Origin of the sequence: Pseudodesulfovibrio sp. (assembly GCF_028692895.1) — a bacterium.
Lineage (GTDB): Bacteria > Desulfobacterota > Desulfovibrionia > Desulfovibrionales > Desulfovibrionaceae > Pseudodesulfovibrio.
On sequence record NZ_JAQUWN010000055.1, the window covers coordinates 1 to 23046 of the forward strand.

General features: G+C 65.3%; 21 protein-coding genes. 8 read left to right on the top strand and 13 right to left on the bottom strand.

Going from position 1 to position 23046, the window contains the following annotated elements:
• From PHP91_RS12850 to PHP91_RS12860, 3 genes are all read left to right on the top strand, one after another.
• The coding region (locus PHP91_RS12850) for a hypothetical protein (protein ID WP_300141313.1) at window positions 1–134 on the top strand (134 nt) is incomplete at its 5' end.
• Window positions 135–152: 18 nt separating this feature from the next.
• Window positions 153–1694: an anti-phage dCTP deaminase gene (locus PHP91_RS12855; RefSeq protein WP_300141256.1), complete on the top strand. Its 1542-nt coding sequence runs from the start codon at window positions 153–155 to the stop codon at window positions 1692–1694.
• 79 nt (window positions 1695–1773) lie between these two features.
• Window positions 1774–2001: a hypothetical protein gene (locus PHP91_RS12860; RefSeq protein ID WP_300141259.1), complete on the top strand. Its 228-nt coding sequence runs from the start codon at window positions 1774–1776 to the stop codon at window positions 1999–2001.
• Between the two features lie 67 nt (window positions 2002–2068).
• On the opposite strand, the gene PHP91_RS12865 is transcribed toward PHP91_RS12860, so the two are convergent.
• Entirely contained in the window at window positions 2069–3157 is a 1089-nt protein-coding gene (locus PHP91_RS12865; RefSeq protein WP_300141262.1) for an amidohydrolase family protein, read from the bottom strand.
• 128 nt (window positions 3158–3285) lie between these two features.
• Here PHP91_RS12865 and PHP91_RS12870 point away from each other — a divergent pair, with 128 nt between their 5' ends.
• Both PHP91_RS12870 and PHP91_RS12875 read left to right on the top strand, forming a co-directional pair.
• Window positions 3286–4203 carry a sensor domain-containing diguanylate cyclase gene (locus PHP91_RS12870; RefSeq protein WP_300141265.1) on the top strand — a complete coding sequence of 306 codons (918 nt, stop codon included), beginning with the start codon at window positions 3286–3288 and terminating at the stop codon, window positions 4201–4203.
• Window positions 4204–4342: 139 nt separating this feature from the next.
• Window positions 4343–4978: a LysE family translocator gene (locus tag PHP91_RS12875; protein ID WP_300141268.1), complete on the top strand. Its 636-nt coding sequence runs from the start codon at window positions 4343–4345 to the stop codon at window positions 4976–4978.
• A gap of 45 nt (window positions 4979–5023) precedes the next feature.
• Here the strand turns inward: PHP91_RS12875 and PHP91_RS12880 are convergent, their stop codons facing one another.
• The 9 genes from PHP91_RS12880 to PHP91_RS12920 all read right to left on the bottom strand — a co-directional run bounded on the left by PHP91_RS12880 (window position 5024) and on the right by PHP91_RS12920 (window position 14746).
• A complete protein-coding gene (locus PHP91_RS12880) occupies window positions 5024–6613 on the bottom strand; it encodes a HAMP domain-containing sensor histidine kinase (RefSeq protein WP_300141271.1) in 1590 nt (529 codons plus the stop codon).
• Complete coding sequence (gene phnD, locus PHP91_RS12885; RefSeq protein WP_300141274.1) at window positions 6610–7611, bottom strand: phosphate/phosphite/phosphonate ABC transporter substrate-binding protein; 1002 nt, start codon at window positions 7609–7611, stop codon at window positions 6610–6612. Before phnD ends, PHP91_RS12880 begins: the two co-directional genes overlap by 4 nt.
• Before the next feature lie 418 nt (window positions 7612–8029).
• Entirely contained in the window at window positions 8030–9100 is a 1071-nt protein-coding gene (locus tag PHP91_RS12890) for a Xaa-Pro peptidase family protein (protein WP_300141277.1), read from the bottom strand.
• A gap of 7 nt (window positions 9101–9107) precedes the next feature.
• Window positions 9108–10469 (bottom strand): FAD-dependent oxidoreductase, encoded by a 1362-nt coding sequence (locus PHP91_RS12895; RefSeq protein WP_300141280.1) that lies wholly within the window; start codon window positions 10467–10469, stop codon window positions 9108–9110.
• Between the two features lie 498 nt (window positions 10470–10967).
• Window positions 10968–12263 carry a radical SAM protein gene (locus tag PHP91_RS12900; protein ID WP_300141283.1) on the bottom strand — a complete coding sequence of 432 codons (1296 nt, stop codon included), beginning with the start codon at window positions 12261–12263 and terminating at the stop codon, window positions 10968–10970.
• Window positions 12264–12325: 62 nt separating this feature from the next.
• A complete protein-coding gene (locus PHP91_RS12905; RefSeq protein WP_300141285.1) occupies window positions 12326–12511 on the bottom strand; it encodes a hypothetical protein in 186 nt (61 codons plus the stop codon).
• A 106-nt stretch (window positions 12512–12617) separates the two neighbouring features.
• Window positions 12618–13388 (bottom strand): peptidoglycan editing factor PgeF, encoded by a 771-nt coding sequence (gene pgeF, locus PHP91_RS12910; protein WP_300141287.1) that lies wholly within the window; start codon window positions 13386–13388, stop codon window positions 12618–12620.
• Window positions 13376–13957, bottom strand: coding sequence for a 5-formyltetrahydrofolate cyclo-ligase (locus PHP91_RS12915; RefSeq protein WP_300141290.1), 582 nt, complete (start codon window positions 13955–13957; stop codon window positions 13376–13378). The genes pgeF and PHP91_RS12915 overlap by 13 nt, the downstream gene beginning before the upstream one ends.
• 66 nt (window positions 13958–14023) lie before the next feature.
• Entirely contained in the window at window positions 14024–14746 is a 723-nt protein-coding gene (locus PHP91_RS12920) for an acyltransferase (protein WP_300141293.1), read from the bottom strand.
• Window positions 14747–14932: 186 nt separating this feature from the next.
• Here PHP91_RS12920 and PHP91_RS12925 point away from each other — a divergent pair, with 186 nt between their 5' ends.
• On the top strand, window positions 14933–16312 hold the full coding sequence (locus PHP91_RS12925) for a sigma-54 dependent transcriptional regulator (protein ID WP_300141295.1): 1380 nt from the start codon (window positions 14933–14935) through the stop codon (window positions 16310–16312).
• Between the two features lie 92 nt (window positions 16313–16404).
• Here PHP91_RS12925 and PHP91_RS12930 read toward each other — a convergent pair whose 3' ends face one another.
• Entirely contained in the window at window positions 16405–19536 is a 3132-nt protein-coding gene (locus PHP91_RS12930; RefSeq protein ID WP_300141298.1) for an efflux RND transporter permease subunit, read from the bottom strand.
• Between the two features lie 6 nt (window positions 19537–19542).
• The gene (locus tag PHP91_RS12935; protein ID WP_300141301.1) at window positions 19543–20781 is read right to left on the bottom strand and encodes an efflux RND transporter periplasmic adaptor subunit; all 1239 of its coding nucleotides are present in this window, start codon (window positions 20779–20781) and stop codon (window positions 19543–19545) included.
• A gap of 123 nt (window positions 20782–20904) precedes the next feature.
• On the opposite strand from PHP91_RS12935, the gene PHP91_RS12940 reads away from it, so the two are divergent.
• Complete coding sequence (locus PHP91_RS12940; RefSeq protein WP_300141304.1) at window positions 20905–21540, top strand: TetR/AcrR family transcriptional regulator; 636 nt, start codon at window positions 20905–20907, stop codon at window positions 21538–21540.
• A 22-nt stretch (window positions 21541–21562) separates the two neighbouring features.
• Here PHP91_RS12940 and fsa read toward each other — a convergent pair whose 3' ends face one another.
• A complete protein-coding gene (gene fsa, locus PHP91_RS12945; protein WP_300141307.1) occupies window positions 21563–22210 on the bottom strand; it encodes a fructose-6-phosphate aldolase in 648 nt (215 codons plus the stop codon).
• 134 nt (window positions 22211–22344) lie between these two features.
• Between fsa and cbiE the strand changes: the two genes are divergently transcribed.
• Window positions 22345–23046, top strand: a 702-nt coding sequence (cbiE, locus tag PHP91_RS12950; RefSeq protein WP_300141310.1) for a precorrin-6y C5,15-methyltransferase (decarboxylating) subunit CbiE, incomplete at its 3' end; no start/stop codon positions are given.

The following is a 23046-nucleotide window of genomic DNA, read 5'->3' on the forward strand; positions in this document are numbered from 1 at the left end:
TCTCGGCCCGCGCCTACACCCGGGTCCTGCGCATCTCCCGCACCATCGCGGACCTGGAGGGCGCGGAAACCATCCGGGCGGACCACCTGGCCGAGGCCATCAACTACCGGACCATGGACCGCCAGGCGGATTAAATTATCTTAGGAGGAACCATGAACAATGCAATTTCATTAAACTTTGGGGAAGACCATCGGCGCAAGCCCAGGAAGCCGTTTGATCAGTTTGTTGAAAGAGAAACTGAAGAACTTGTAATTGCTGTCTGTGGCGCTGCTGGGAGTGGAACTTCAAGAATAGCTGATGCGATTGAAAAAGATTTCAGGGAGCGGGGATATGATGTGGGACGTGTCAAATTAAGTGAAACAATCAAAAGACACGCGACAGTTGAGATTCCAGCAGATGAAGCTGAAAGAATACAGACACTACAGAAAGAGGGAACACAATTAAGAGTTAAATTTGGTCGTGACGTGTTGGCAATGCTTGCAATTAAGGGAATTCGACTGAATCGAGAAAAAAGCAATCCAGCAGACGGGAGTATGCGGAGCCCAGAATCAAGACGATTTGTTACAATAATCGATAGCTTAAAACACCCTCAGGAAGAACGCCTGCTTAGGAAGGTGTACGGCGATATGTTTTATTTATTTGGCGTCTTGTGTCCTGAAGAAATTAGGATCAAAAGACTTCAACATGAAAAGTCAATGTCTCCAGCGACAGCACACAAGATTACTGAAATTGATAAATCTGAGGAAGACAAGGCAGGACAACAGCTCTTGGATACAATTCACCTCTCTGATTTTTTCCTTCGCAATACGGATGTTGATAGTAAGGAGATTCGTGACAGTCTAATACGATTTATTGATTTAATACTCGGAGCAAACACCATTACACCGACTATAGAAGAGTATGGGATGGCGCTAGCGTATACATCATCTTTGCGTTCAGGATGCATATCAAGGCAAGTTGGCGCTGCAATAATCAAAGATGGAGAAGTCATATCAACGGGAAGAAATGATGTGCCAAAGTTTGAAGGAGGACTATATTCGGCGAATGATAAACCAGATGGAAGATGTTTTAAATGGGGAACAGAAGAGTGTCGGAATGATAAAGAAAAGAGGTTGATGAAAAAGAAAATGGCAGATTTGATAAATGACAGAGTAATAAATGATAAAAAATTCACAGAAGAAGATATTGATAGGATATGCAAGACAATTGGAATCAATAATTTGATTGAGTACTCAAGAGCTATCCATGCAGAAATGGATGCTTTAATTGGCATTTCAAGGTCAGGAAATGCATCGTCAAAAGGTGGTGTTCTTTTTTGCACGACATACCCTTGTCACAATTGTGCTCGCCATATCGTCGCTGCTGGGATAAAACGTGTGTATTACATAGAACCATATGAGAAGAGCTTGGCAACAAAGCTTCATGATGACACTATCAGCACCGCTGAAAAGCCATCTGACAAGGCTGAACAACTGGAGATTATAGCGTTTGAAGGCGTTGGGCCTACGAAGTACTCTCGTCTGTTCCGGCAGCCAGACCGAAAGGACCGCGATTCAGGAAAAGTAAGAGAAATTAACACTCGAATTTCCAAGCCATATTTGAGTCATCCCTTAGATCGATTTACCGACTATGAAGCTCGGATTGTCGAGTATTTGACTTCGATAGAGCTTGATCAAAAACGGTTGCCCGAATGACGTGAATTCAGTGTGGTAACATCCTCTTGTTTTTTCCGGTTAGCTCGCTTAACCTGATACAGGTTACAGGGAGAGTGTCATGAGAAAGCGCAAGAATTTCGACGGCCAGTGTCAGCTTCCTTTTGATTCATCAGAGAAAATAGTTCCAGCAGATCGGGCACGAATTGACGTTGGGAAAAGTCCGTTAGTCAGTTCGTTGCCGAGTAAGATTTTAAAGTTTTGTTCTTTTTCTCAGCTACAGAACCAAAAGCAAGAAAATGAAGCGATGAAAAGAATTCTCGCTCACTCTGAAGCGTTGGATTGGTGATAACCGCTAATCTTAACGCGTCTATTGGCGTTTCCTATTAATTCTTGGGGATAGCTACTATCCCCCCTCACTCCCACGCTTTGCCCGTCAGGAGCTTCCAGGCGTTGCGGTAGCAGATGTCCCGCTGAACGTCCTTGGGCAGGTCGCGGACGATCAGCCGGACGTTCGCGGCGCGGGCCTTGATGAACTCCCCCCACGGGGGGCGGCCGCCGCCGTAGTCGAATCCGGCCACGAAACGGTCGTGGAAATCCGTCAGGATCGCCCGGTACTCCGGCTTGAGCCGGTCGCACTGGCCTCCGTCGCCCTTGCCCTGCCACAGCACCGTGTCCAGCACCCCCGAGCAGGGGTAGCGGCGGCCCGGATGGCCCACCGAGATGTCGTAATAAAGATTGGGATGGCGCGTCAGCATGGCCCGGACCCGCTCCGGCGTGAAGGCCCGCTGCCGCTCGGGATGGCGCACCTGGCCGAAATGGCAGGCGATGACCCGCGCGCCCGGATAGGCGGCGAGCATGGTCTCCAGGTCGTCGAGCTGCGCGTCCTCGGGCTCCAGGTGGATCAGGAAGGCCACCCCCGTCTCCTGCGACAGGGCGAAGAGCCGGTGGCCGCTCGCCGAGGTCAGCGGCACGGTCTCGTCCCGGTCCGTCCGCCCCTCCTGGCACTGGCTCGACGACATGTAGTGCCGGAACTCGAACTCGCCCATGATCGGATAGTCGCCGGAGCGCACCTGGACTTCGGTCTGGTCGATGAAGCCCCGATCCGAGCCGCCCTTCTGGTTCAGCCAGTTGTCGTTGGTCCCGCCGTTGGTGGCCAGCACGAACCGGTCCGGATGGGCGTTCGCCGCCTCGTGCACTCCATAGCCCCAGCGGTACCCCTTGGTCCCGTCCTTCTTCGCCTGGTAGCCGTCCAGCGCCATCAGGGCCACGCCGCTCTTGTCCATGGCCTTCAGCGCGCTCGCCGTGTGCCGCTCCGCGTCCTCGCGGCGCAGGCTCGACTCCATGTCGATGATCGGCGTCACGCCCCGGTCCAGGAAGGACTGGACGCGCCCGCGCCACAACGCCTCAAGCTCGGCGCGCGAATGGGCCGGGGCGACCGGCGGTTCGGCCAGGGCAGCCGTGGCGGCCAGGAGCATCAGGAGGAGTGGCAGAGTGCTACGCATTACCCAAGCTAGCACGGAATGGCCGCGGAGTGAATCCTCCCTCCTCGGTTCTTGATAGATAATTATGATTACTTGTTGAGGTCGACGTCGATACCGGGCATGTTGGGATCAGGCAACATGGGGTGCGTATGGACAATCGTTTTTACAAGGAACTGCTCGATTCGATCACGGAGGGCGTCTACTTCCTCAACCTGGACCAGGAAGTGATGTACTGGAACAAGGCCGCCGAACGGCTGACCGGATACTCCGCAAAGGAAGTCCTCGGCAACCACTGCTCCGACAACCTGCTTCGCCACGTGGACGGCCAGGGCCGCCAGCTTTGCGGCCAGAATTGCCCCATGGCCGCCACCATGCGCGACGGCGAGGTGCGCGAGGCCGACATCTATCTGCACCACAAGTTCGGCCACCGGGTCCCCATCCTGGTCCGCTCCTCCCCCATGCGCGATGAAAACGGCGAAATCGTCGGCGCGGTCGAGGTCTTCTCCGACAACAGCAAGAACATCGACGTCCTCAAGGAGATGGAAAAGCTCCGCCAGGAGGTCCTTTCCGACCCGCTCACCGGCGTGGGCAACCGCCGCTACGCGGACCTCACCCTCAGGCAACTGGGATGCAACCTGCGCGAGGCCGAGGACTCCTTCGGGGTGATCTTCGCCGACATCGACCACTTCAAGCGCGTCAACGACACCTGGGGCCACTCCGCGGGCGACCGGGTTCTGGCCATGGTCGCCCGCACCCTGGGCGCCGCCCTGCGCCCCCTGGACATCAACTGCCGATGGGGCGGCGAGGAGTTCGTCATCTTCATCCCCAACATCGGCAGCCGCGACCTGGCCTCGGTGGCCGAACGCATGCGTATGCTCGTGGAGAGCACCTGGCTCGACCACGGCCACCAGCGCATCCGCGTCACCGCCTCTTTCGGCGGAGCCGCGTCCCGCCGGGGCGAATGCGCCGACCAGGTCCTGGAGCGCGCCGACGCCCAGCTCTACCTGAGCAAGCAGGCCGGACGGAACCGCGTCCACATCGACGACCGCAAGACCTCCGGCAAATAGCGCTTCCGCCCACCGCCGCCCGGCTCCCCATGGACAAGCGGACCCGCCGGGTGTAACTCCCTTGCCTGGCCCACGCCCGCCCGGCGGTCGGCCGCCCCTCGCACCAACCGGGCCACGGCCCGAGCCCACAGGAGCCCCCGTGTTCGGAACCCACGACCTGCTGTTGTTCATCCTCTCCGGACTGCTGCTCAACATCACTCCGGGGCAGGACGTGGCCTACATCGTCAGCCAGGGCGCGTCGCGCGGCTGGAGGGCCGGGGCCATGGCCGCCCTCGGCGTCAACACCGGCTGCCTCGTGCACGTCACGGCCGCCGCGCTCGGGCTCTCCGCCATCCTCGCCACCTCGGCCACCGCCTTCATGGTCGTCAAATTCGTCGGCGCGGCCTACCTCGTGTGGGTCGGCGTCGCCATGTGGCGCGAAGCCGCCCGAGGCAACGGCGACCAGCCGGCCAAGGCCAGGGAAAAATCCCTGCGCTCCATCTATTCCAAGGGGTTCCTCACCAACGCCCTCAACCCCAAGGTCGCCCTCTTCTTCCTCGCCTTCCTGCCGCAGTTCGTCGCTTCGGACTCGCCCTGCAAGTCCCTCTCCTTCCTCTTCCTCGGCATCGTATTCACCTTCAACGGCATCTTCATCAACCTCGCCTACGCCTGGACCGCCGCCCGCACCGCCGCCCTGTTCAACGGCGGCGGCAGGTACAAGGCCTGGATCAAGCGCGCCGTCGGGACCCTCTTCCTCGGCTTCGGCGTCCGCCTCGTCATGGCCGACCGCATCTAGCGCGGCCGGAACGGGCCGGGCGCGAGGGGCTGCGGCGGCCGGGCCCTATGCCCGGACCGGAAGGGTGATGATGAACCGGCTGCCCCGGCCCACTTCGGATTCCACGCGGATGGAGCCGTGGTAGTGCTCCACGATCTGCTTGCAGATCGGCAGGCCCAGCCCCGTGCCCGAGGGCTTGTGGGTGTCGCTGCCGTCCGACTGGAAGAACTTGTCGAAGATGGCGTCCAGGTGCTCCGGGGGGATGCCGTTGCCCGTGTCGGCCACAACGATCCCGAGCCCGGCGTCATCGAGGCCCGCCTCGATGGAGATGCCGCCCCTGGCGGTGTGCTTCGCGGCGTTTGAGAGCAGGTTGAGCAGGAGCTGCTGGAACCGGTCGGGGTCGCAGGACAGGGGCGGGATGCCCGGCTTGATGTCCGTGGTCACGGCCACCTGGGACCGCTGGGCGAAGGTGCTGTCCATGGTCTTGACGGCGCGCTTGATCTCGTCGCCGACGTTGAGCAGCGTATCCCGCCATTCCATGCGCCCGGCCTCGATCTTGTTCAGGTCGAGCAGGTCGTTGATGAGCCGGGTCAGCCGGTCGCCCTCCATGGCGATGATCTCCAGGTTGGAGAGGATGACCTGCCCTTTTTTTTCCAGCGAGGGCGTGTCGGCGGCGGGCATGAAGTGCCGGGAGAAGTTTTTTTTGACCAGGACGGAGAAGCCGAGGATGGCGGCCAGGGGCGTGCGCAGCTCGTGGGAGGCGGACGAGAGGAAGGCCGACCGTTGCTTGTCCAGCTCCAGCAGCCGCTCGTTGGCCGCCTTGAGCTCCCTGGTCCGCTGGGCGACCTTGTCCTCCAGCTCGTCGTGAGCCCTGGCCAGCCGGGCCTCGGCCTGCCGCCGGTTCGATATCTCCAGTTGCAGCGCCTGGTTGACGCTGACCAGGTTTTCGGTCTGCTGCTCCACCTCGTAGAGCAGGGTGTTGTATGCGGTCACCACCTGGCCCAGCTCGTCCCGGCTCTTCCAGACCAGGGGCGTCCGGTTGCCGGGCAGGGTGTTCTTGCTGAGCGACGCCTTGAGCCGGTCGAGGGGATTGCCGACCATGACGTGGAGCAGCCCCCACGTCGTCGCCCCCAGGACGAGGACCAGCGCCAGCATGAGCATCACGTCCGACTGCCTTCGGCTCCGGAGCTCCCGCTGGATGCGCCCGTCGTGGTATTCCACGATGAGCCTGCCCACGTTGAAGATCTCGCCGTCGATGGTGCGCGTGAGCGGCTTGTCCTCCCGGAGGATGACCGAGTGAGGCTGGTCGCCGGCGCCGCTCTCCATGGCGACGAGTTCGCCCTTGTAGTTGTAGAGGCTGATTCGGTACAGGTCCTGGTTGTCCCGGTAGCTGCGCATCAGGCGCTTCACGAACTGGTTCTGGAAGTTCCAGACCGGCTCGGTCAGCTCCTCGGCCTTGCTGGCGGTGAAGGCGGCGAGCTGGTTTTGCAGGGCGTCGAGCCCCTGTTGCCGCATGCGCTGGCTGTAGAGGCCGAGCAGGGAAAGGCAGGTGACCAGCATCACCAGCAGCACCGGCGCGAGAATCTTGCAGGCCAGCGAGGAGGGCCGGAGCCTGGATGGGGCCGCCTGCCGGGGATATTGGCAGAAGTTGCTCATGGAGCCGGAGGGTACGGGCCGAGGCGTTCGATTTTGGCCTCGATGGCCCTGATGCGTTCCTGCCGCGTCGACTCCGGCAGGGTGGCGTTGCGTTCGATGCCGAGCCGCTCCTTGTAGAGCTCCAGCTTGCGGATCGGGATGAGCTGCGCGTCGTCGGACGGCCTGAATCCGGTCCACTTCCTGGCGGCGAGCCTTTGCACCTCCCGCGCGGCCTGTTCTTCGGACTTGCCCTTGCCGGGCTTGCCGTATTGCAGCAGGAAGGCGCGTATCTTCGCCTTCAGGGCGGGGTCGAGGTCCTTGTGCACCACGATGGGGTCGGAAGGGATCATGGGCGAAGTCCAGATGATCCTGATCCGTTCAAATTCGTCGGGAAAGCGCTGCTCGTACCGCGCCAGGGCCGAGCTGTTGCTGGTGGCGACGTCCGTCTTGCCCGAGGCCACGTCGTGGAAGTTCTCCTCGTGCGAGCCATGGGTGACCCGCTTGAACAGTTTGCCGGGCTCCAGGCCTCGCGCGGCGAAGATGTAGTAGCCCGGCACCACGTACCCGGAGGTGGAGTTGGGATCGCCGTTGCCGAAGGACAGGGTCCCGGCGGACCGCAGGACGTCCTCCACGTCGCGCAGGGGGGATGCCCTGGGCACGATCAGGTGCGAGTAGTATCCGGGACCGGTCAGCGTCACGGACTGGGCCAGGACTTCCGAGTCCGCCCGGTCCACGGCCTCGATGGCCGCCTTGTTGCCCACCCAGGCCAGTTGGGCCTTGCCGGTGGCCAGGTACCAGATGATGCCGGCATAGTCCTCGGCCACGGCCCCTTTCACGGGCGCGCCAAGGTATCGTGACATGTCCTCGAACAGGGGCGTCCATGACTTCAGGAGGATTTCGGGGGTTTCCGTGTAGACGAGCCCCATGACCAGTCCCTTTTCGGCGGCCGCGGCCGATCCCGACGGGAGCAGCGTGGCCAGGGAAAGCAGAAGCAGGACGATACGCAGGAATGGTCGCATGTTCCCCACCGGATTGTTTCGATTGCCGGGAAAGGCTATTCCCGGAGGACGTTCGGGGGCCGGGGCGCCGACGCGGAGCGCATACGGGATCGACAGCCCGCCTCCGGACGGCGCCATTGACGAAAAGCCCGTCGGTCCGGCAGGGAGAACGCCGAGGGGAGGTGTCGAAGCGGCGGGCGGTGCCTGCCATGACGCGGCGGGTCCTCCATCGGCGCGGGCCCATTGCCGACTGGACGATGGAGCATTGCAATCTGGCATGAGCCCGGCCCCCGGATCAACGGGCGGCGCGGAAACGTAACAAATCTTCACCTGTTCGCGCCATTCTCCCTGCGCCAATGCCGGAGAGGCGCCGCAAAAAGGCCGACGCCTCAGAGAGAGAGGCGCCGGCCTTGGCGTCTTGTTGCCGGTGGCGCGGCGTTTACATGACGCGGCAGCCGTCCTTGGTGACCAGGACCTGGTATTCCCAGCGGATGCCGCCCCAGGCGGGGTCGTAGAGGCCGGGCTCCACGGTGACGACCATGTTTTCGGCCAGGGTGCCGCGACCCGCGCGGCTGAGGCTGGGCGGCTCGTGGGTTTCGAGCCCCACGCCGTGCCCGAGGCCGTGGGTGAACTGGTCGAGGACGCCCGCGTGCTCGAAGACCTCGCAGGCGCGGCGGTAGGCCTCGGCGTAGAGCAGGCCGGGCCGGATGATGTCGATGGCGGCCTGCTGGGCCTCGCGGACCAGGGACATGGTCCGTTTGAAGCGGTCGGACGGCTTGTCGCCCACCCAGAAGGTGCGGGTCTGGTCGGAGTTGTAGTTCAGGTAGCGGCAGCCGGTGTCGATGAGTACGAGCTCGTTGTCGCGCAGCTTGGTGTCGCCGGGGATGCAGTGGGGCAGGGCGGCGTTGGGCCCCACGCCCACGATGGTGGAGAAGGCGAGCTCCTGAGCCCCGTTTTCGCGGAAGAACCGTTCGACGTCCCAGGCGACCTCCTTTTCGGTCCGGCCTGGTTCGAGGCGCGGCTCGATGTAGGCCATGAGCCGGTGGTTGAGGTCCATGGAGGCCTGCATGCGCCGGATCTCGTCTTCGTCCTTGATGATGCGCAGTTCCTCGACGAGGTTGTCCACGCCGGTCAGCTTGAGGCGCGAGGCGAGCTTGTCGTAGTCGAAGAGGTGCATGGCGCGCGGCTCGAAGGCGACGTTGCGGACGCCGCAGCCCCGGAGGGTTTCGGCGACCAGGGCGTGTTTGTCCGCGTTGTAGATGTGCAGTTTGTCCGCGTCCCAGACGCGCAGGGCCGCGTCGGTGTAGCGGGGGTCGGTGAAGAGGTGGTCCTCGCCCGAGGCGGTGACGGCCAGCCAGCCGCAGGACTCGTTGCACTGCGGGTCGTGCAGTTCGAAGCCGCTCAGGTAGTAGCGGTTGGCCGCCAGCGAGACGATGAGGGCCTCGATGTTCCGTTCAAGCAGGACGCGCCGCAGGTTTTCGCGGCGCGTTTGGTATATGTTCTTGTCCATGGCTCGATCAATCCCACGAGTAGGTGGTTTCGGGAGTGCCCGAGAGCATGCGGTCGGCCCATTCCACGCCCTGCATGACCGAGTGGTCCATGTTGGACACCTCGTATTTCCAGCCGCCGAATCGGCCTCTGGAATAGATGTCCCGGGCCTCCAGCCTCGGCTGGATGGTCCGCAGCGCCTGGTCGCGGCGCAGGCAGGGCACGGGGTAGCCGTAGTCCACGGCGATCTCCCAGCGCGTCAGGACGTCGTCCACCCTGGACGCGTCCAACAGGGAGGAGTTTACCAGACCTTGCACGGTGCGGTCCATAAGCTCTTCGGGCTTTTCCGGCTTGTGGGCGGACATGGAGGTCTCGCACATGAAGGCGAGCTGACGGCCGGGACGGGCGGTGTTGTTGGGCGAGTAATGGTGGAAGTTGGTGACGCGGTAGAAGGGCGAGTCCGCTTCCGGGAAGTACATCCAGCAGCGGCCATTGCGTTCGGACTCGTCGCGGATGTCGAGGCCGACCCCGGCAACGTAGGTGGAGCTGTGGGTCAGCCCGGCGGCGGCGTCGACAAGGGCGGGATCGCGCTCGGCCAGCCAGCGGGCGGCCAGGAGGTCCAGCGGCGCGGTGTTCAGGAGCGCGTCGTATTCGATGGTCAACCCCTTGTCGGTGGTCACGGTCTTGGCGGCGGCGTCCACCTTGGTGACGGACTGGCCGAACTCGATGCGGTCCCGCACGCGGTCGGCCAGGCGGCGGAAGATTTCGCCGGTGCCGCCGTGGAGGGGGAAGCGGAAGGTGTTGTTCGGGCCCCAGGCCACGTCGTCCTGCTCCATGATGATGTTCTTGAGCACCTTGCGCAGGTCAACCACGCTGACCCGTTCGCCGATCCAGCCGTACTGCATCAGCTCGGGCGGGGTGGCCCAGACCTTGAAATTGTATGGGCGCATGAAGTGGCGGGCGATGCCCTGGCCGAAGACGCGGTCGATCCACTGGCCGAAGTCGGCGGGCTCGCCGGTCTCGCGGCGGCCGGGCAGCAGCCCTTCCACGCAGTCCCAGCGCGGCCCGCGCGGCAGGTGGCGGATGTTGTTCTGGAAGGGATAGGGCACCCAGGCGGCGCAGGAGCGGACCCAGGACTCGCGCTCGTGCTCCAGGTAGTCGTTGCCGAGCAGCGAGGCGACCAGATCGTCGAAGTAGTCGTAGTGGGAGAAGACGACGTGGCCGCCGATGTCCCAGGTGAAGCCGTTCTCGTCCTTGAAGCTGGCGGCCAGGCCGCCCGCGTACGCCTCGCGCTCCAGGACCAGGAAGTCGTCCATGCCGAGTTCGTGCAGCCGGTGGGCCGCGCCCAGCCCGGTGGGTCCCGCGCCGATGATCAGGTATTTGGTCTTCACGCCGTCGTCCTTTCGTTCGTTCAGTGAGGGAAATTATTTCCCTTGGGCCGGGGAATATCAAGTTTGGTGCCAACCCGGCCGGGCGCGCCCCGCTCTTTCGTTGAACGCCGATGCAAGGGTCGCCCCGTGTCCGGATTTCGTGGGCCTGCCCCGCGCTGCTTCTGCGCTCCCCGCCCTGCCTGGCCGGCGGCGATGCCGCGACGGCCTCCCCACTGCGGCGAATGTCCCAATTTCAATCACATGACGGCCTATGACTCCAACCGCGCGGGCGAAGCCTCGGCCCCGTTCGGCGTGGCCATGACTTCGCCCGGGCCGGGCTCAAGGCCGCGCATGGCGACGCCGGACAGGTGCTCCCACGCGACCTTCTGCCGCGTCGAATACGGCCTTGAACCTGAACTACGCCTTTGGAGGCGACATGAGGGGATGGCCCTTCCTGAATGGTCCCAACGGGACGCCGTTCCCGTCGGCCTCTCGCCGCGCCGCCTTTCGGCCCTCGCCTCACTCGCCGTGCAGCAGCGCCTTCCACCGTTTGGCCTCGTCCCAGTTGAAGCCGCCGGGCACGCAGGGCCACAGGGAATTGTTCTGGAAAAGCGGCTCGGCCGCGATGGGATACGGGCTCGCCTCTGCCGCTTCGGCAAAGAGCGGGGAACCAGGAATGGGCGTGTAGTGCGCCAGGTGCGGCCGGAAGCCGTAGGACCGGACGTGCGCCACCGCCCGCTCCACGCCCGCCAGGTCCTGGCCCGGCAGCCCGAACAGGATGTACACCCCCACGTCGTCCAGGTCGAAGCCCGCGTCCGTCAGGTTCCGCGCACCGGCCTCCCACTCCGCCCGCGTCAGCTTCACGTCCCGCCGGTGGTCGAAATCCGTGGTCTCCAGCCCGAGCCGCACCGTGGTCAGCCCCGCCTCCCGCAGCCGGGCGCAGACCTCCGGCGTCAGCCGCCGCACATGCATGGCGTTGGGCGTGTGCAGCCGAAGCTCCATCCCCTCCGCCCCGATGCGGTCCAGCACCGGCCACAGCCAGCGCTCCGGCCCCACCAGCAGCGCGTCGTCGTAAAACGCGAAATCGCGCACCCCCCGGTCATACTCCGCCCGGATCGAACCGAACACCGACTCCGGACCGCCCTGCCGAAATCCCGGATGCAAGACCCGGCTCGCGCAATACTCGCAGGAAAACGGACACCCGCGCGACCCCAGCACCGGCGCATACCCGGGCTCGTGATACAAATCCAGCGCCAGCCCGAGCCCCGCGTCCTCCGGCGCCTCCGGCGCGGCCCGACCCAAAGCCGACCACAACCGCCCCCAGTTCCCCGGCTCCTCCAGCGAACCGGACACGATCAGCCCCGCGTCCGCATGGGCCGCCGCATGGTCGCCGCACAACGTCGCATACGCCCCGCCCAGCACCCGCACCGCCGACGGCCACAACTCCGCCGCCAAATCAAGCAGCTCCAGCGCGCCCGGATACCAATAGGTCATGACCGTGGTCACCAGAACCGCATCCGGCGCGGGATCGAGCGCCTCAAGCGCCTCGCGCACCCGCTCCACCGGCAGCCCGTACCGCGAATAGCGCCGCTCGGCAAAGCCGAGCGCCTCCGGCAACTCCAGCTCCATCTTGGGATAATGCCCGGTCCCGTACTTGCCCGGCCTGGGCCAGCGCTCGCCCTCCCAGGTCGGGTCCAGGCAGTCCATCAGCGCCACCGACGCGCCCGCCGAACGCAACATGCCCAGGCACGCGAGCAACCCCACGGGTCGCGCCCACAGATTGAAGGCCGCAAAATCGTGAATCCAGGGGTTCAACCCCAGGATTCGCGGGCCGAAGCCCGACCCCGACCAGCCGATGTATGGATGCCCCGGACGGCTCACGACCAGAAACGCGTGAACAGGTTGATGCCGATGGAAACCGCCAGCAACACCACAATGGCCAGCAACAACATGTTCGTGGCCCGGTTGCGCCGCTCCACCCGCTCCGCCTTGCTCTTCGTGAACAGGGAAAGGATCAGAAAGATCAACCCGAGAATGACGATCAACTTGAAAAGGATGCCCATGCCCATCCCCTTACCCGAAATCGACAGGAATGTCTCCGCCCGGAGGATGCCTCCGGCCGCCCTGCCGGGGGCCGCCTCGACGGCCGGGCGTCTCCCGCGGGCATGGCTACGCCTGTGGCCGAATCCAGATCACGCCCGCCTGTCGTCCGGTCGCATTTACGGGCGAGGCGCAGGCTTTGCGGTAGGAGAAGAAGGTGTCGTCCATGCCCATGGTGCAGAGGTCGATGCCGAAGATTTGGGTTCCGGGCACGCCTGCGTCCTGGAGTTGGTCGCGGGTGAGCCTCCAGAGGTCCATGGTCTGGCGTTCGGGGTCGAAGTAGGGGGTGAAGTCGGGTCCGAAGTCGGTGGTGAAGTTGACGAACTGGGCGGCGGAGGGGCCGAGGCTGGGTCCGCGCACGGCGTAGATGTCGGCGGGGTCGAGGTTGTAGCGTTCGCAGAAGCGGGTGACGCCGGAGCCGGGAAAGTTGATGCGGTTGCCGCGCCAGCCTGCGTGCAGGGCGGCGATGTAGTTGCCGGATCGGTGGGCGAGGAGGATGGGCTGGCAGTCGGCGGTCTTGATGACGAGGCCGACGCCGGGTTCGGCAGTTGTCAGGCCGTCGCCCTCCAGGGTGGCGGGGGGCTCGGGCGGGGTGGGGGTTGGGTCGAACCGGATGACGTCGCCGTGGACTTGTTTCAGTTCGCACCAGCCGGCGAGGCCGAGGCGGTGGAAGATGAGGCGGCGGTTTTCGCGCACGGCCTCGGCGTCGTCGCCGACCTCGTAGGAGAGGTTGGCCGAGTCGTGGGGCGGTTCGGAGACGCCGCCGCGCCGGGAGGTGAAGGCGCAGGCGACGCCGGGGATGTCGATGAAGGTGAAGGGGAAGAAGGCTATGGCCGCCATAGTTCCTCGTCGGTGCAGATCAGGTTGACGGGTTTGTCCCAGGGTTCGGTGGGGAGTTCGTCCAGGAGTTGGAAGGCGTGGCAGAGGCCCACGGCCAGGGTGCCGGCCATGTCGGGCCCGGCCAGGAGGCGGTCGTAGTAGCCGCCGCCGAAGCCGAGGCGGAAGCCCCGGCGGTCGAAGCCCACGCCGGGCAGGAGGGCGAGGTCCGGCTCGCAGCGGTTGACGGCCGGGCAGTTGTGGGCGTTGGGCTCCATGATGGAGAACATGCCGGGTTTGAGGTCGGACTCGCAGGTGGCGCAGGCCACGTCCATTTCGCCGGGCGCGTCCGGCCGGCAGCGGGGCATGAGCACCGTGACCTTGCGGGCCCAGAGTTCGGCCAGGAGGGCGCGGGTATCGACCTCGCCGCGCACGGGCCAGTAGAGCAGAACCTCGCGGGCCGAGGCCCAGCGGTCCAGGGCGCGGACGTGTTCACAGGCGCGCATACTGGCCGCGTGCACCATGGCCGGGGTGAGGGCCCGGCGTCGGGCCAGGAGCTGTTCGCGCAGGCGCGGCTTGTCGTATCTGTCCATGGCGGCGAGCCTAGCATGTCGGGGCCGGAGAATCCAGCGGGCGGAGGGGGGCTTTGGCCGGGCGCGTCAGAAGAGCCAGACGTGGTCGAGCTCGTAGTCGTGCCGGCCGTCGGTGCGCCGTTCGCGGATGACCTTGGCGGGGGTTCCGGCGGCGACCATGCCGGGCGGCACGTCGCGGCTGACCACGGAGCGGGCGGCCACGATGGCCTCGCGGCCCACGGTGACGCCGGGCAGGAGCACCGCGCCCGCGTAGATCTTGGCGTAGGGCTCCACGGTGACCGGGGCGTAGGTGCGCTTGATGTGCGAGGCCTCGTCGTGGTTGTGGGTGAACACGGTGACGTCCTCGGCCAGGGCGGCGAAGTCGCCGATCTCGACGCCGCCCTTGGTGTCCAGGAAGACGCCCCGGTTGAAGAAGACGCCTTCGCCCACCCGAAGCAGTTGGGGGAAGTTGAAGCGGACGTTCTCCTCGGCGACGAGCCCGCCGCCGCTTTTGGCGAAGAGGTGTTCGGAGAGGAGGCGGCGCAGGGGGATGGAGAAAGGCGCGGACAGGCGCAGGGGCAGCTTGTCGAAGAGGTCCCAGAGGAAGTGGAGGTGGCGGGTCTGGGGAGTGTAGGGAAACTCCTCGGCCTTGGGCAGGGTTTCGGAGTAGAGCCTCAGGTGTTCGAGCTCCTCGGGCTCCATGGGCGGCGCGCCGAGCAGGCGCATGATCTCCGCCGTGGCGGCCGGGGTGAGTCCGTCCCGGATGATCCGGTCGATGGTCTTGAGCTTTCGCCGGTGCACTTCCGCCATGGGGATTCCTCCGCATTTTCCGCGCCCGGCGGGGATGCGGGCGCGGGGTTTGGCCGACCATACACCGGGGCGGTCTTTCTGTACACCGCCGGGCGGCGCGGGCCGTGCAGATCGCCGCTTGGTTTTCGGGCCATCTTGTTTTATCCTGCCGGGCGACCGAACCAAACGCATCAAGCCGGAGAACGCATGTCCGCCAACATCCTGGTCCTCGACGACGAGAAAAACTATCTGCTCATCCTGGAGTCCATCCTTGAAGACGAGGGGTACGGGGTCACCGCCCTGGGCGACCCCGAGATGGGGCTGGCCTACCTGGAGGATTCCGAGGTGGACGTGGTGCTCACGGACATGAAGATGCCGGGCATGACCGGCCAGGACGTGCTGGAGCACTGCAAGAAGAACTACCCGCACATCCCGGTGCTCATCATGACCGCCTTCGGCTCCATCGAGGCGGCCGTGGAGGCCATGCGCATCGGCGCGTTCGACTACATCACCAAGCCCTTCGCCAACGAGGAGCTGCTCCTTTCCATATCCAAGGCCGTGCAGTACGCCGCCACCCAGCAGGAGAACATCCGCCTCAAGCGCGAGATCCGCGACCGGTACTCCAAGAACAACATCATCGCGCGCGGCAAGGGCATGCAGCAGGTCCTGGACATGGTGGACCGGGCCGCGCCCTCCAGGTCCACGGTGCTGATCCTCGGCGAGTCCGGCACGGGCAAGGAGCTCATCGCCCGGGCCATCCACAACAGCTCGCCCAGGGCGGACCAGCCGTTCGTCACGGTCAACTGCATGGCCCTCAACCCCGGCGTGCTCGAATCCGAGCTGTTCGGCCACGAGAAGGGCTCCTTCACCGGGGCGACCGCCATGCGCAAGGGCCGGTTCGAGCAGGCCAACAAGGGCACGCTGTTCCTGGACGAGATCGGCGAACTGACCCCGGAGCTCCAGGTCAAGCTGCTGCGCGTGCTCCAGGAGCACCAGATCGAGCGCGTGGGCGGCACCGAGACCTTTGACGTGGACATCCGCATCGTGGCAGCCACCAACAAGAATTTGCAGGACTCCGTGGCCAGGGGCGAGTTTCGCGAGGACCTCTTCTACCGGCTCAACGTCGTCTCCCTGTTCATGCCGCCCCTGCGCGAGCGGCGGGAGGACATTCCGCTGCTGGCCGCCCACTTCCTGGAGAAGTACACCAAGGAGAACCAGGTCCACATCACCGGCTTTTCCGGAGCGGCCATGGATTACCTCACGGCCTACGAATGGCCGGGCAACGTCCGCCAGCTCGAGAACGTGGTCGAGCGGTGCACGGTGCTGGCCAGGGCCGAGGTCATCGACGCCGACGACCTGCCGCCCGAGATCAAGGACGAGGAGGCCCAATTCAAGTCCGCCGTGGACCTGCTGCCCAGCCAGCTCAACCTGGCGGAAACGATGGACAAGATCGAAGGGGCCCTGGTCAAGCGCGCCCTGGTCCGGGCCGATTTCGTCCAGGTCAAGGCCGCCGAGATGCTCGGCCTGTCCAAGTCCAACCTGCAATACAAGCTCAAGAAGTACGATCTGGTCGGCAAGGCCAAGTAGCGGGCCGGGGGCCCGGGAATCGTTTTCGGAAAAACGAAAGCCGCCGCGCGGGATGCGCGGCGGCTTTTTTTTGTTTGGATTGTCGCCGGGCGTCAGGGCTGCGGGGCGTCCGGCCCCTCCCCGTCGCGGGGCTTGAACTTGAACACCTTCCTGAGCGCCACGTAGAGCAGCGGGATGAAGAAGATGCCGAGGACGGTGGCCGCGATCATGCCGCCCATGACGCCGATGCCCACCGAGTTCTGCGCCCCGGAGCCCGCCCCGGAGGCCAGGGCCAGGGGCGTCACGCCCAGGATGAAGGCGAAGGAGGTCATCAGGATGGGCCGCAGCCGCTGCCTGGCGGCGATGAGGGTCGCCTCCACCGGGCCTACGCCCAGCTCCTGCTGGGCCACGGCGAACTCCACGATCAGGATGGCGTTCTTGGCCGCCAGGCCGATGGTGGTGAGCAGGCCGACCTTGAAGTAGACGTCGTTGCTCTGGCCGAAGAGGGTGGCGGCCAGCAGCGCGCCGAAGATGCCCACGGGCACCGAGAGGATGACCGAGAACGGGATGGACCAGCTCTCGTAGAGCGCGGCCAGGCAGAGGAAGATGACCAGCACCGAGATGGCGTAGAGCGGCGCGGCCTGGTTGCCGGAGAGCTTCTCCTGGGCCGAGAGGCCGGTCCATTGGAGGGAGTAGCCCTGGGGCAGTTGGTCCACCAGGCGCTGCACCTCGGCCATGGCGTCGCCCGAGCTGACGCCCTGGGCGGCTTGGCCCTGGATCTCCATGGCCGAGGAGCCGTTGTAGCGCTCCAGCCGGGGGGAGTCGTAGGTCCAGCGCCCGGAGGCGAAGGAGGAGAACGGCACCATGCCGCCCGACGAGTTGCGCACGAACCAGCGGTTCACGTCCTCGGGCTGCATGCGGAACTCCCGGTCGCCCTGGAGGTAGACGGGCTTGACGCGGCCCCGGTCGATGAAGTCGTTGACGTAGTCGCTGCCCCAGGCCGTGGACAGGGTGGTGTTGATGTCCGCGAACGAGAGCCCGAGGGCGCTGGCCTTCCCCTGGTCGATGTCGATGTGGTACTGCGGCTCGTCCTCCTGCCCGTTGGGCCGGGTGTTGGCCAGCAGGGGGCTCTGGGCGGCCATGCCCAGGAACTGGTTGCGGACCTGGAGCAGCTTCTCGTGCCCTGCGCCGTTGATGTCCTGGAGGTAGAAGTCGAAGCCGTTGGAGGTGCCCATGCCGTGGATGGCCGGGGGCGCCAGGGCGAAGATCCGCGCCGACTTGATCCGCGAGAAGGCGCGCATGGCCCGTCCGGCCACGGCCTGGGCCGAGAGCGCGGGCGAGCGGCGTTCGTCGAAGGGCTTCATGCGGATGAAGGCGATGCCCACGTTCTGGCCCGCGCCGCTGAAGTTGAAGCCGAGGATGCTCATGACGCCTTCCACGGCGTCCTTTTCCTGGTCCAGGAAATAGTCGCGGACCTGGTTCAGGACCTTGGTGGTGCGCTCCTCGGTGGCCCCCACCGGCAACTGCACGCTGGCGATCAGGATGCCCTGGTCCTCCATGGGCAGGAAGGAGCTGGGCAGCTTGGCGAACAGCCAGCCCATCAGGCCCGCGATCAGCAGGAAGACCAGCAGGAACCGGCCGCTGCGGCGCAGCATCCAGGCCGTGCCGTCGCGGTAGGCCAGGGTGCTTCGGTCGAAGACCCGGTTGAACCAGCGGAAGAAGCTGAAGGGCGACCCGTGCGGCCTGGGCGGGCGCAGGATGGAGGCGCACAGGGCGGGCGTCAGGATCAGGGCCACCACCACCGAGAGGACCATGGCCGAGACGATGGTCACCGAGAACTGGCGGTAGATGACGCCCACGGACCCGCCGAAGAAGGCCATGGGCACGAACACGGCGGACAGGACGGTGGCGATGCCGACCAGCGCGCCGGAGATTTCCTTCATGGACTTGCGCGTGGCCTCGCGGGGGGAGAGCCCCTCCACGGCCATGACGCGCTCCACGTTCTCCACCACCACGATGGCGTCGTCCACCAGCAGGCCGATGGCCAGGACCATGGCGAACATGGTCAGGGTGTTGATGGAGTAGCCGAAGACCGAGAGCACAGCGAAGGTGCCGAGCAGGACCACGGGCACGGCGATGGTCGGGATGAACGTGGCCCGGATGTTCTGGAGGAAGAGGAACATGACGAAGAAGACCAGGATGATGGCTTCGATCAGGGTCTCCAGCACGTCGTGGATGGAGAGGCGCACGAAGGGCGTGGTGTCGTATGGGTAGACGACCTTGAGCCCGGCCGGGAAGGTCGGCGCGAGCTTGTCGATGGTCGTCTCCACGGCCTCGGCGGTCTGGATGGCGTTGGCCCCGGTGGCGAGCTGGATGGCCAGGCTGGCGGTGGGCAGGCCGTTGTAGTCGGCCGTGGTGGTGTAGCTCTCGGCCCCGAGCTCGACCCTGGCCACGTCGCCGAGGTGGACCAGCGAGCCGTCGGAGGCGCTCTTGATGATGATGTCCCGGAACTGCTCCACGGTCTGGAGGCGGCTGCGGGCCGTGATGGTGGCGTTGAGCTGCTGGCCTCTGACCGAGGGCAGGCCGCCGAGCTGGCCCGCCGAAATCTGGGTGTTCTGGGCCTGGATGGCCGTTGCCACGTCGCCCGGCATCAGGGAGTAGGCGGCCAGCTTGTCCGGGTCGAGCCAGATGCGCATGGCGTAGGACGAGGAGAAGAGCCGGGTGTCGCCCACGCCCTCGACGCGCTTGAGGGTGTCGTTGAGCGAGCTGTCCACGTAGTCGGCGATGTCCACGGAGGACATGCTGCGGTCCGTGGAGACGAAGCCGAGGACCATCAGGAAGCTGGCCGAGGACTTGGTGACGCTCAGGCCGTTGCTCTGGACCACGTCCGGCAACTGGGCCGTGACCTGCTGGAGCTTGTTCTGGACCTGCATCTGGGCCACGTCGGGGTCGGCCGCGTTGGTGAAGGTCAGGGAGATTTCCGTCCGCCCCGTGGAGGTCGAGGTGGAGGTCATGTAGTCCAGGTTGTCGATGCCGGTCATGCCCTGCTCGATGACCTTGGTCACCGAGTTCTCGACCGTCTTGGCGTCCGCGCCGGGATAGGTGCAGGTGATCCGCACCGAGGTGGGCGCGATCTCCGGGTACTGGGAGATGGACAGGGTGTCGAGGGCCAGCAGCCCCGCGAGCATGATGACGATGGCGATGACCCACGCGAAGATGGGCCGCCTGATGAAGAATTCCGACATTCCGGGCTAGCCTTCCTGCCCGGCCCCGTCGGCCTGCGCGGGACGGACCTCCCCGGTCTCGACGTCCAGGACCATCTCCTTGGCGGTCACCACCTGGCCGGGCCGCACGAACTGCGAGCCCTCGACGATGAGCCGGTCGCCGTCGGAAAGGCCCGCGTCCACCAGCCAGTCGTGGCCGATGCTCTTGCGCACGGAGAGGACCCGTTGGGTCACCTTGCCGTCCTTGTCCACGAACAGGCCCACGGGCTCTCCCTTGGTATTGCGGCCCACGGCGCGCTGGGGCGCCAGGAAGCAGCCGTTCACGGTGCCGTCGCTGACGATGGCCCGGACGTACATGCCCGGCAGGAGCAGCCGTTCCGGGTTGGGGAACTCGGCGCGCAGGGTGTAGGTCCCGGTGCTCTCGTCCACCTTGGCCTCGGAGAACTCCAGCTTGCCGGGGTAGGGGTAGATGGTCCCGTTCTCCAGCTTGAGCTGGACGGTCATGGTGGTCCCGACCGAGATGCGGCCCGAGGCGATGGCCTGGCGCACCGTCAGGTAGCTGGAGCTCGACTGGGTCACGTCCACGTTGATCGGGTCCATCTGGCGGATGGTGGTCAGGGCCGAGCTCTGGTTGGCCGTGACCAGCGCGCCGGGGGTCAGCTCGGATTTCTCGATCCGGCCGCTGATGGGGGCCTTGATCTCGGTGTGGTCGAGGTTGATACGGGCGTTCTCCACCTCGGCGCGGGCCGAGGCCACGGCGGCGAGATCGGCCTCGTACACGGCCTTGGCGTCCTCGTAGTCCTGGTTGCTGATGGCCTTGTGCCGGATCAGCTCGGAGTAGCGCTTGGCCTTGCTGGCCGAGCTGGGGAGCGCGGCCTCGGCCTTTTTCAGCGCGGCCACGGCGCTGTTGTATTCGGCCTGGTAGGTCGAGGGATCGATGCGGTAGAGGACGTCGCCCTCCTTGACCTCGCCGCCTTCGCGGAAGAGGCGCTCGCGGACGATGCCCGCCACCTGCGGGCGCACGTCGGCCACCAGCGAGGACGTGGTCCGGCCCGGCAGCTCGGTGGTCAGCGGCACGTCCTGCGGGTGCATGACGACAACCCCGACCTCCACCGGCGCGGCCTTGACCTTGGCCTCGGAGGCCTTTTCCCCGCACCCGGCCAGTGCGAAAAGCGCCAGCAGACAGGCCAGGGGGAGCAGCGCGCCCGCCCCGGCCCGACGCAGGGCGGTGGGCGAAAACAAATTCGATATCGCGAGATGGGACAAATCCGATTCCTCCTTGACGCCGGAGAACGGCGTCATTTACAGTACTCGCCAGTACCTTTATTTATGCTTTGGCCGGGAGTCAATCCCGAGAGTTGTGAAAAATTGTTAACCGGAGGTGACGGGATGGCGGGGGCGGAGACCCGGCCCAGGCGGGGGCGGCCCAAGGCCATGGCCGACGACGAGCGCCGGGCCCTGATAGCCGTGGAGGCGGAAAAACTCTTCGTTTCCCAGGGGTTCAAGGGCACGTCCACGGACCAGATCGCGGCCGCGTGCCGGATATCGAAGCAGACCCTGTACCGGCTCTATCCCGGCAAGCAGGAGCTGTTCGCGGCGGTGGTGGAGTCCCACCGGGTCCGGATGATCGACCTGGGGGACGGATACGACGACCTGCCGATGGACCAGGCCCTGGCCCGGATTTTCATGATCGACCTGGACGAGAGCGCCTACGAGCGCCGGGCGGGCTTCCTCCGGGCCGCGGGCGTGGATTCCGCCCAGTACCCGCAACTGCGGGAGATCCTGCGCATCCACGGCGGCGAGAAGAACCGCGCCGACCTGCGGGCCTGGCTGGACCGGCAGTGCCGAAACGGGCGGCTGGCCGTCGAGGACACCGACAGCGCGGCCCACATGCTCATGGACATGCTGACCGGCGCGGTCATCTTCGACGCCATGGGCGGTTTCGGCTGGGCCGGGCGCGAGGAGCGGGTGGCCCACTTCCGCCGGTGCATCGACATCTTCCTGCGCGGGGCCCTGCCCGCCTGAGCCGGGTTCCGCGCACGGGGCCTTATTCGCCCTGGAACTTCTTCCAGTCCGCCAGGAAGGCGGCCAGCCCCTTGTCGGTCAGGGGGTGGTGCATGAGCTGCATGAGCGTGGCGTAAGGCACGGTGGCCACGTCCGCCCCGATCATGGCGGCGTCCAGGACGTGCATGGGGTGGCGCACCGAGGCCACCAGGATGCGGGTCTCGAACCCGTAGTTGTCATAGATGGTCCTTATCTGGCTCACGACCTCCATGCCGTTTTGCGACAGCCCGTCCAGCCGCCCGACAAAGGGGGAGACGTAGGCCGCCCCGAGCTTGCCCGCCAGCAGGGCCTGGGCCGGGGAGAAGACCAGGGTGACGTTGGTCCTGATGCCCTGGTCGGTCAGCTTGCGCAGCGCCTTGAGCCCCTCGGGGATCATGGGAATCTTGACCACCACGTTCTCGCCGAAGGAGATCAGGTCCTTGGCCTCCTTTATCATGCCCTCGGCCGAGGTGGCGATGACCTCCAGGCTGACCGGGCCGTCCACCAGGGCGCAGATGCGCGCCGCCTGGTCGCGCCAGTCGCCGCCTTCGCGGGAGAGCAGGGTCGGATTGGTGGTGACGCCGTCGAGGAGGCCCAGGTCGCGCACCTCGCTGATCTGATCGATGTTGGCCGTGTCGAGAAAGAACTGCATGGGATACCTCCTGTGTGGGACGATGAGCCGCCATTTCCCGTTCGTTCCGGCGTAGCACAAATCCCCTCGCGGGCAAACATTCCATTCCGACGAATTCCCTTCCCCCGTGAAACGGTTTTGTTTACACTGCCGCCATGTCACGCCAGGAACCCGTCACCATCATGGGGCTGCCGCCCGGATCGCTGGAGATCACCCCCCTTGCGCGCGAGGCTCTGGCCCGCGCGGACCTGGTGGTGGGCGGCTCTCGCCTGCTGGACGCCATCCCCGAAGGGACGCTGCCCAAGGGGGCCGAGGCCCTGCCCATCGCCGGGCCTCTCGGCCCCGTCCTGAAGTCGGTGCGCAAGGCGTCGGCTGCGGGCAAACGGGTGGTGGTCCTGGCCGACGGCGACCCGCTTTTCTTCGGCATCGGCAAGCGGCTGGGCGAGGAGCTCGGCCGGGAGAACCTGCGGGTCGTGCCGGGCCTGTCCACGGTCCAACTGGCCGCGGCCCGGCTGGGGCTGCCCTGGCACGGCATGGACTTCGTCTCCCTGCACGGCCGCGAGGACTACGCCCCGCTCTACGCCTCGCTGGTGCGCGCGGACCTCATCGCCGTGTTCACAGACGAGACCAACACCCCGGCCGAGGTGGCCCGCGCCCTGCTGGAGCGCGGGGCCGACTGCTTTTCCATGACCGTGCTGGAGAACCTGGGCACGCCCGAGGAGTCCGTCCGCCCCCTCTCCCTGCCCGACACCTGGGGCATGGCCTTCTCCCCGCTCAACCTGATTATCCTGGAGCGGCAGTACCCGCCCGAGATCCAGCTCACCCTCGGCATCCCGGACCATTACTACATGCACCAG